Annotated in this window: 6 protein-coding genes; 2 read left to right on the top strand and 4 right to left on the bottom strand. The window is 35.9% G+C overall.

Going from position 1 to position 8,927, the window contains the following annotated elements; translation table 11 throughout:
* Positions 1-20 precede the first annotated feature (20 nt).
* Positions 21-578 carry a TMEM165/GDT1 family protein gene (locus L652_RS0118075; RefSeq protein ID WP_024597356.1) on the top strand — a complete coding sequence of 186 codons (558 nt, stop codon included), beginning with the start codon at positions 21-23 and terminating at the stop codon, positions 576-578.
* Positions 579-639: 61 nt separating this feature from the next.
* Here the strand turns inward: L652_RS0118075 and L652_RS0118070 are convergent, their stop codons facing one another.
* The 3 genes from L652_RS0118070 to L652_RS0118060 all read right to left on the bottom strand — a co-directional run bounded on the left by L652_RS0118070 (position 640) and on the right by L652_RS0118060 (position 3,286).
* Positions 640-1,164 carry a DUF6436 domain-containing protein gene (locus tag L652_RS0118070; RefSeq protein ID WP_024597357.1) on the bottom strand — a complete coding sequence of 175 codons (525 nt, stop codon included), beginning with the start codon at positions 1,162-1,164 and terminating at the stop codon, positions 640-642.
* Positions 1,148-2,614 (bottom strand): methyl-accepting chemotaxis protein, encoded by a 1,467-nt coding sequence (locus tag L652_RS0118065; RefSeq protein WP_024597358.1) that lies wholly within the window; start codon positions 2,612-2,614, stop codon positions 1,148-1,150. The genes L652_RS0118070 and L652_RS0118065 overlap by 17 nt, the downstream gene beginning before the upstream one ends.
* Before the next feature lie 120 nt (positions 2,615-2,734).
* Positions 2,735-3,286 carry an isochorismatase family protein gene (locus L652_RS0118060; RefSeq protein WP_024597359.1) on the bottom strand — a complete coding sequence of 184 codons (552 nt, stop codon included), beginning with the start codon at positions 3,284-3,286 and terminating at the stop codon, positions 2,735-2,737.
* A 166-nt stretch (positions 3,287-3,452) separates the two neighbouring features.
* Between L652_RS0118060 and L652_RS0118055 the strand changes: the two genes are divergently transcribed.
* Positions 3,453-7,952: an EAL domain-containing protein gene (locus L652_RS0118055; RefSeq protein WP_024597360.1), complete on the top strand. Its 4,500-nt coding sequence runs from the start codon at positions 3,453-3,455 to the stop codon at positions 7,950-7,952.
* A gap of 59 nt (positions 7,953-8,011) precedes the next feature.
* On the opposite strand, the gene L652_RS0118050 is transcribed toward L652_RS0118055, so the two are convergent.
* Positions 8,012-8,905, bottom strand: coding sequence for a cation diffusion facilitator family transporter (locus L652_RS0118050; protein WP_002960617.1), 894 nt, complete (start codon positions 8,903-8,905; stop codon positions 8,012-8,014).
* Positions 8,906-8,927 lie beyond the last annotated feature (22 nt).

Here is an 8,927-nt window from a genome sequence, read left to right as displayed (position 1 = left end):
CCCGCCTGTAAGAATCAATAATGGAAGTTTTTTTAACCTCAACCGTCACTGTTACACTTGCCGAAATTGGCGATAAAACCCAGCTTTTATCACTCCTGTTAGCTGCCCGTTTTCGTAATAAAGGCGCACTTATTCTTGGTATTTTAGCCGCAACTTTACTCAATCATGGCCTATCAGCGTGGTTTGGGCAGTGGTTAAGTAATAGTTTTTCTTCTGAATATTTACCTTGGCTTGTAAACATCAGCTTTATTGTTGTTGGCCTTTGGCTATTAGTTCCAGATAAAGACGAAGATGTAAGTAGTAAATACGATAGCTACGGGGCTTTTTTAGTCGCTTTTGTATTATTTTTTATTGCAGAAATTGGTGATAAAACACAAATAGCGACAGTGTTGCTAGGCGCACAATATCAGTCTGTGTTTTGGGTAACGGTAGGAACCACGTTAGGTATGCTAATTGCTAACGTGCCTGTTATATATGCTGGTAATGCATTACTAAAAAGAATATCTCTAAACACCGTACGTGCTATTGCTGCTTGTGTGTTTGTGTCATTAGGTATTTATGGCTTAGTTACAATTTAATCAATATTAAAGCTCGAACCTGTTAATTCAAGTGCGAGCTTTAATTTTTTCTGCACGTTATTTATGCATTGTTTACACAGTAACACCCCTTGGTTTGCGTAATTAAAAGGTTGGAATTAAAACCTGCAGCTAAATTAGTGACCGCAGTTTCAACAAAGCCACTTCCTTGGGCACACGCTAATCCTTCAGAGAGCGGACCGGCATAAACAAACTCACCGTTTTTATTAATAATAACGGCGGCAGGCGTTGCCGGAATAACGTGTTTAAGCTTTGGTGTTAATTCAACTTGTACAACCTTCATAGCTTTTATGGCAGCAAAAGAGCTTAACGATGAAATATGCGACTTAGCCTGTATGGTGCACCCGCAATTTTTTTCAGTTATAAGCACTAACGACGCTTCATTAGTGTCAACCCAGTCCAATTGCTTTTTAAAGTTATTAAACCAGTGCTTTTGCAATAAAACTTTTGAGCTATCAAACGGTTTAAGTTGCTCTAACTGAAAATAAACTAACCCTGCAACAACACAAACAAGCCATATAGCTATAAGCGAAAATACAAAAGAGTTAGATTTATTTAAACTTGGCAATGCTTTGCTCTAATACATCAATACTTACATCGATTAACTGCACCTTCGCGGTTAACTGCTGCACTATTTGCGTATCTTGGTACTGATTTTGGCGCATAGTATCAGTACTGCTTGCTATTAACTCGGTATTACCTGCCTGCTCCGCTACAACTTGTGCAACTGAGTCAGAGCTTGAAGATACTGCGGCTATTTGCTCGCTCATTGCTGAAATATTTTCTTTCATTGCAGCACTAATACTTGTTAAATCAACTACAAAACTCACACACTGACTCATTGATTGCGTTGACGTTTTACTATTATTAACAAGATCTTTTAATGTAAGACTAATTTTATCTGTTGTTGCTTTACTGTGGTTAGCCAAAGATCTTACCTCATCAGCAACAACAGCAAAACCTCGACCGTGTTCGCCTGCGCGGGCAGCTTCAATAGCTGCATTTAAAGCAAGTAGGTTTGTTTGCTCAGCAATGCCTGATATTTCATTAAGAAGCCCTGAAATAACATCGCCAGCTGCCACTAAGTGATTTATTTTTTCTTCGGTATGATTAAGCAGTGTTAACAACTCTCTACTTTTAGCGTCTGTTTGAAGCACTTCTTTTAATGCATCACCTGCAGATTGTGTAATATGGTCAACTTGGCGCTTAAGCACCTCACTTTCTTCTTCTACAAGTTTAAAGCCATTGGCAACTTGAGCGCCAGAATTAGCAATATCATCGGTTTGTTGCGTACGTTGAACCGCTCCACTCGCTAACTGATCGTGAACATCAATAAGCTCTTGTGAGTTTTTTTGCAATGATTCTGATTGAGTTTGTACCTGTTTAATAACATCAGATAAGTAATCTAGTAATGTGTTAAATCCTGCTACAGCTTCGCTTTTAGTGTCATCCGCGCGAAGAGAGAGTTTAATGTTTTCAGGATCTTTCATTATTTGTTCTGTCGCATAACTTAAAGATAAGCCCGCACGACGTTCACGTTGCAGCGTTTTTGCAATATAGCCTGCAACTAATACTTCAACTATTGCGTATCCAGCATGAATTAGCACCGTAGTAAAAGCGAGTCTATCAGGGTCAAATACGTAAAAACCCGTATTTTGAGTTTGTAAATAATAAAAAGATAAATGATGAACCGCTACAAAAATAATAGCGGTAATAAACACTCGCCACTGTACAAACATTATAAGTACAGCCATTAAGATAAATATTTCAAAATGTACTTCGATTAACCCAAAAGCCTGCTGAATATGTAAAAAAGAAAACATCATTATTGCAGCTGCAACTACATGTGCAGTGATAGGGTTATCTGGCTGTGTTTTAAGTAACCAGATAGGGAGTAAACAAAGTGGTAATCCAACAATAAATGCTTGAGTTAACGTCCCAAAATACAAACCAATCCCTATGGATTCAACAAATAGAAGACTAAAAATTATGATAAATAACCGAGTGACACTAGACATAAAACCCTTTAATAAAATTTGTAGTTTATTAAACACATTAACATATGTACGTCACAACACCTAAATTGGAGCAACTCTCCTAATAAATATCATCCACGTTATATAAAAATGTTCAAAGCCTTACTTAATTATAGGCAGTATTTTCTTAAACGTAGGCGTAGCAGCTTTTTTTGTCCATTGAAAAATTACTATTTCAGCGCATGAAATTACAGCTCCAGCTTGACGTAGCTGCTCAATCGCCAAATTTTTATGTTGCGGGTTTCTAGAACCAACTCCGTCGTAAACAATAATAACTTCAAAGTCATTTTCTATTAAATCTAAGCATGTTTGTAAAACACACACATGTGCTTCAGTTCCCACAACAACAACTTGCTTTTTACCATGGCTTTTTAACGTATCAACAAAACCAGGCTCTGCACACGCACTAAAGTACGTTTTATGAAAATACGTGGCAGTAGATAACGTATTTTTAATTTGCTGATTAGTCTTGCCCAAACCTTTCACATATTGCTCCGTTACTAAACATGGAACGCCATGAATCATACCCGCTTGTGCTAACTGCAATGTGCTTTTTAAAATATTCGGAAAATCTTTAATTGCAGGAGCAAGCAACTCTTGTAAGTCTATAACTAATAACACGCTGTTTTTTGCATCAACATTAGAGAAAACCACTATACTCTCCTTCTAAGCATTTACTATTATCTGTATAGAGTAGCTCACTATTTAAAAATAGAACTTTTAGCGTTATGTATATTATTTGTAATTAAAAAATAAAAAATTATGCTATATTTACTACCTAGCTAAGCATCATCCTATCTTCCACTGAGAGTGTTTATAAGTGCGTTTGAGCAAATTTTTTTTTCATATAACCATCACTTTTTTACTATGCATCCAAAGCACTTTTGCATCACAAAACTATGCTCAGCAATTACAACGAATTTCTACTGACGAAGGCCTGTCACAAAGTTACGTTTTGCAGACTCAAGAGGATGATATTGGTTATATTTGGATAGCAACCCAACAGGGTTTAAACCGTTTTGATGGATATAATGTAAAAACTTTTAGTGGCGGCTTTGGCCTAGATAAACACTATATTTATGCATTATTTAAAGCCGAAGACGGAAAAATCATTGTCTCAACAGATCTTTCTGGTGCCTATATAATAGATCCCCTCACTTTAAAAACCGAAAAAATCTATTCTGGTCAAATAGATAAAGAACAAAAAATGTTCTCTCCGATCTCTGCAATGACTCAGCAACAAAACACTTTTTATTTCGCCATAGATGCTCAAATATATACATTTGATGAGACGAGTAAACACTTTACATTTAAGCTAACCCTACCAAATAAAGGTGACTACATTCGGTCATTAACAATATATAAAAACACTTTATATATTGGTACAAATGATGGTTTATACACTGCAAATATAGATAATTCAGAACTTGTAAAAATACCTCTTCATCCCCCTGAAAAAAATACGATAGATAATGTAAACGTCAAATTCTTAAGTATTGATAATGAATTAGGATTACTTGTTGGTACTGTTGAAGGCATGTATCAATTAGCATTCGATAATACCAAAAATATATCTGCAGCAAATATTACAACTTTAATCCCTGATTATAATATATGGGATTATGCCAATACTGTTTACGGGGAGTTTGTAGCAACCGAAAGTGGATTGTTCAGTTATCACCGCGAAACCAAAGAACTAGAATTCGTATTAAATTATGAAAAAAGTAAGTTTAATATTAATGAAAACTCAATAAACGATCTAATGGTTGATAAGTCCGGCGTACTTTGGCTCGCATCTAGAACCCAGGGCGTGTTTACATGGCCAATTATAACCCGACGGTTTAAACACATTACTTTACCCGGTAACAATACTATTCATGCCACCTACCAAGACAAAAATAATATTATTTGGTTAGGAACAGAAGATGGAATTGCACGGTACGACAAAACAACAAATAAAAGTGATGTATATCTGAGCTCAACCGACTCAAAAGCAATATACGGGGCATCTGCCGTTTATGATATTTTTGCGTCTTCAATTGGTGATAATCAATTCCTTTGGCTTGTTACTTTCGATGGTTTTAAACTGTTTGATAAACAAACGGGTAAAATTATTGAAAATAAAGACACAGAAAAAAATGTAATTAACCAATCCAACTTATTTGGCTTTGCCCAGTTATCTGCAGACACATATGCATTTATGTCGAATGATAATTTTTATGTTTTTAATGAAACAACAGGAAAAACAAGAATTATTAAGGGGCTCAAAGAGCAAGTCGATCCTTTATTTTCTTACGCTTTTTATAAACACCTCGACACACATCCTGAAGAGTTTGTACTTGGCACATCAAAAAGCTTCCTTAGGTACAACGAAAAAACGAAAACTTTAACGACTATATTTCAGTCTTTTAATCCTAAAGAAGATATTTTTTACACTGTAGAAAACTTTTACTTAGACTCAAAACGAAACATTTTATGGTTAGCAACCACTCACGAAGGTTTGCTCGGCGTTGACCCCGTTACTTATGAAAGAAAGCACTATATAGGATTAAAAAATTCGTTTAATACTGATTCTATCTATTCACTACTTCCCGATAAAAACGGCTTTTTATGGGCAAGTACCGACAATGGTCTGTATCAAATAGACCTAGATACTCTCAATGTAGTGAGTTTTTCAGTAAAAGACGGTTTGAATATAAACCAATTTACACCAATAGCGGCAGCAACACTAAGCGATGGCAGGCTTATGTTCGGTAGCAATGCTGGAGCCTTACTTTTTAATCCGATAGACTTTAATGAAAAAGAACAACTACAAAAAAGTAATCTAGCCATTACTGATATTAGCCTCCTTACTAGCGAACTCAATTACAATCCTCATAAATACCTTAGCAAACCACTTGAATTAAATTATGAAGACATGGGATTGACGGTTAGCTTTTCTAACTTCTCTTACCCTAATATTGATAAAGCATATTATAAAGTAATCCTTTCAGGGCCTACGTCTCTTACATATGAAGATTTACAATCTAATCAAGTGTTTTTCACAAAGCTTCAACCTGGTAATTACTCACTAAAAATATCAGCACATAATCGTGATGGTATTATTACAAGCGAGCCTACAACACTTAATATCAACGTGGCGTATGCTCCTTGGAGATCGCCCATTGCTATAGCCGCCTACATTATTTTAATTCTTGGGGTGTTATTTTTTATTTTTTGGCAGTATCGCAGCCGCCGAGTAGCAATTGAACAAGCCCATAGAGCGACTATTCATTCGCAAAAGCAAACAGAACTCGCGCTTAAAAATAATAAAAGCGGCGTATGGGATTATAACTTTAAAGACGCTTCCGTAAATACGCTCAGAGGAAGTGAATTAGGCTATACAGACTTACCTGAACGCGTGCATATAGATCAATTTTTAGCGCTTATACACCCAGACGATCGACGTCGTTTTGAAAACCAATGGGAAAACTACTTCAAGTACAAAAAACAACAAAACTGGCAAGCAACTTACCGTTTACAGCATAAAAATGGCCATTGGCTCTGGTATCAAGATACAGGGCAAGTTATATACGATCCTCAAACAAATGAGCCTCTATATGTTTCTGGCATATATACCAATATCACCGAGCAACGAGCTAATGAGCAACAAGCAAAAATTTTAGGTGAAGCGTTTAGCCAAATAAACGACTGGTTACTTATACTCGATAAGCATTTAATGCCATTTTCTGCGAACAACAGTTTTATTGAAACGTTTTCAAGTGAACAAGCAGCCACCAAAATTAGCCCAAAATTATTTATTAGGGCCATTGGTAAAGATAAGTGCAGAGAGTTTGCTAGTATTTTAAAAAAATTAAAACCAACTGAAAACTGGCAAAGTGATGTTTATATAAGAACAGCAAGAAATAACGAACACCCAATACATATAAGTGCCACAGCTGTAACAAAAGACACTGCAAGTTACTATGTGATTGTTATTACAGATTTAACTGAACAAAAACGTGCTGAAAACGAACTGCGCTATTTGGCTAATTTTGACCCTCTAACACATCTACCTAATCGTAGTTTAATGTATCAAAACATTGAAAAGGCGATTAAATATGCCGATAAAAACAATACCCAATGCGCATTATTATTTATTGATTTAGATAAGTTCAAACCTGTTAATGACTCTTTTGGTCATGCAGTAGGTGACAAGTTGTTATGTAATATTACCCAAAGAGTAAGCGGCATGCTTAGCGAAGACGCTATACTTGGCCGCCAAAGTGGTGATGAATTTTTAGTGCTGATTCAAAATATAAAATCACTCCAATCTCTTCGCGATACCGTAAGAAAAATTAGTAATGAATTAGCTAATAAAGTAATTATTGAAGACTTTTCTATTAATATTTCAGCAAGTATTGGCGTAGCTCTGTACCCATTCGATGCTATAATCACAGATATACTCATCCGTAATGCCGATGTTGCAATGATGCACGCTAAGCAAGGCGGGAGAAACGACTTTAAGTTTTTTAGCGATGAAATGAATGAGCTAATAAAACAAAAGTTACTGCTTGAAAATGATTTAAAAGATGCAGTAAAAGACAACCGATTTTTTAATCACTACCAGCCTATTATCGACATAGAAGAGAAAACAATAAATGGCGTGGAGTTACTCATGCGTTGGAAAAATGAAGGCCAGTTAATATCTCCAGCTCTTTTTATTCCTGTAGCTGAGGAAACCGGTTTAATAGAACTTCTTACTGAGCAAGCCTTGCACCGTTCACTAATTGAACTTGCGCCTATACTCAGCGAAAACCCGTTGTTTTATATATCTTTAAACTTATCGCCTAAACACATTTTAAAAACAAACATAACACAGCGGTTAATGGCTATATTAGCGGACTCTCAAGTTCATCCAAGACAATTAAGGCTCGAAATAACAGAGAGTATTTTATTAGAAGATAAGCTTAAAGCAGCCAAACAGCTGCAAAACCTAAAAGCTGCTGGGTTTAAATTACTGCTTGACGATTTTGGTACAGGATACTCATCACTCACCTACTTAAGCCAATTCCCTATTAATGTTATTAAGATAGATCAAAGCTTTGTAAATAGTATTGGTATAGATAAGGGAGATGAATCAATTATTAAAACTATTTTTTCATTGGCAGAAAACTTAGAGCTATACTGCATTGCAGAAGGAGTAGAAACGCGCGAACAGATGCTCTTTTTAGCCGAGGTTGGATGTACTGTACTGCAAGGTTATTACTTTGCAAGGCCAATGGATGCTAAAGACTTACGTAAAAGCGATTGTTTTAGCAATATCATTGATTTGATTTGATTTGAAACATTAAAAGCGTGCTAATCATTATTACACGCTTTTATATTAATTAGATGCTATTAATGGATATGATGGCATTCATGGCTCTCAATTTGTAATACACTATTACGTACATTAAATTTTTCGGCTAATAATTGCTCTACCTTCATACGACACGCTTCATCGTGTTTTTCAATCGTACAATGTTGTTTAAGGACAACGTGTGCGCCTACTACAATACCATTATATTTGCGCGTTACAGTGACGTTATGGACATTATGAACATGTTCCATATCTGTAATTTTACTTTCAATATCAGTAACTTTAGGAAGTTTCGCTTTATTTAGGCGTAAACCTTTTATACAACTAATTATGACCTTAATACCGGTGAATAATACGAAAGAAGCAATTAACATACTCGATAAAATATCGATTACAACCCAGCCTGTGAAATATATAAGAATACCGGCAACAAATGTCGATACGGTAGAAATCAGATCAAAGAATGAATGTAAAAATACCGCGTACACATTAATACTCGCTTTGCGGCCTTTATATAAAACCCATGCAGCAGCCCCATGAAATAAAAAACCAATAGCAGCAATAACCGACATTAAATAACTATTGATAGCCAGCTCATTTCCTTCATGTTGGTGTATATAGCGCTCACCACCTTCATACAAAATAATTAAACTGATTGCTAGGTATAAAAACCCGTTCACTAGGCCACCAAAAAGCTCTGCTCGTTGATGGCCATCGTTATAGGTTTTGGCAAAATGAATAGCGAGACTTGATGCTATCAGTGCGATGAATAACGAGCTATTGTGAACAAACAAATGCCCCGCATCAGCAAGAACAGCAAGCGAATTAGAGTAATAAGCACCTATAACCTGAATTACCATAAACGAACACGTAATTGCTAGCGCAATGAGTAACCGACGACGAGAAGCTTGGTGTGTAGTGATTTCTGTCATGAAATGCTTGAATAACCTATAC

The organism is Pseudoalteromonas sp. TB25 (assembly GCF_000497995.1).
Lineage (GTDB): Bacteria > Pseudomonadota > Gammaproteobacteria > Enterobacterales > Alteromonadaceae > Pseudoalteromonas > Pseudoalteromonas distincta.
This window is presented reverse-complemented; position numbering and strand designations above follow the sequence as displayed.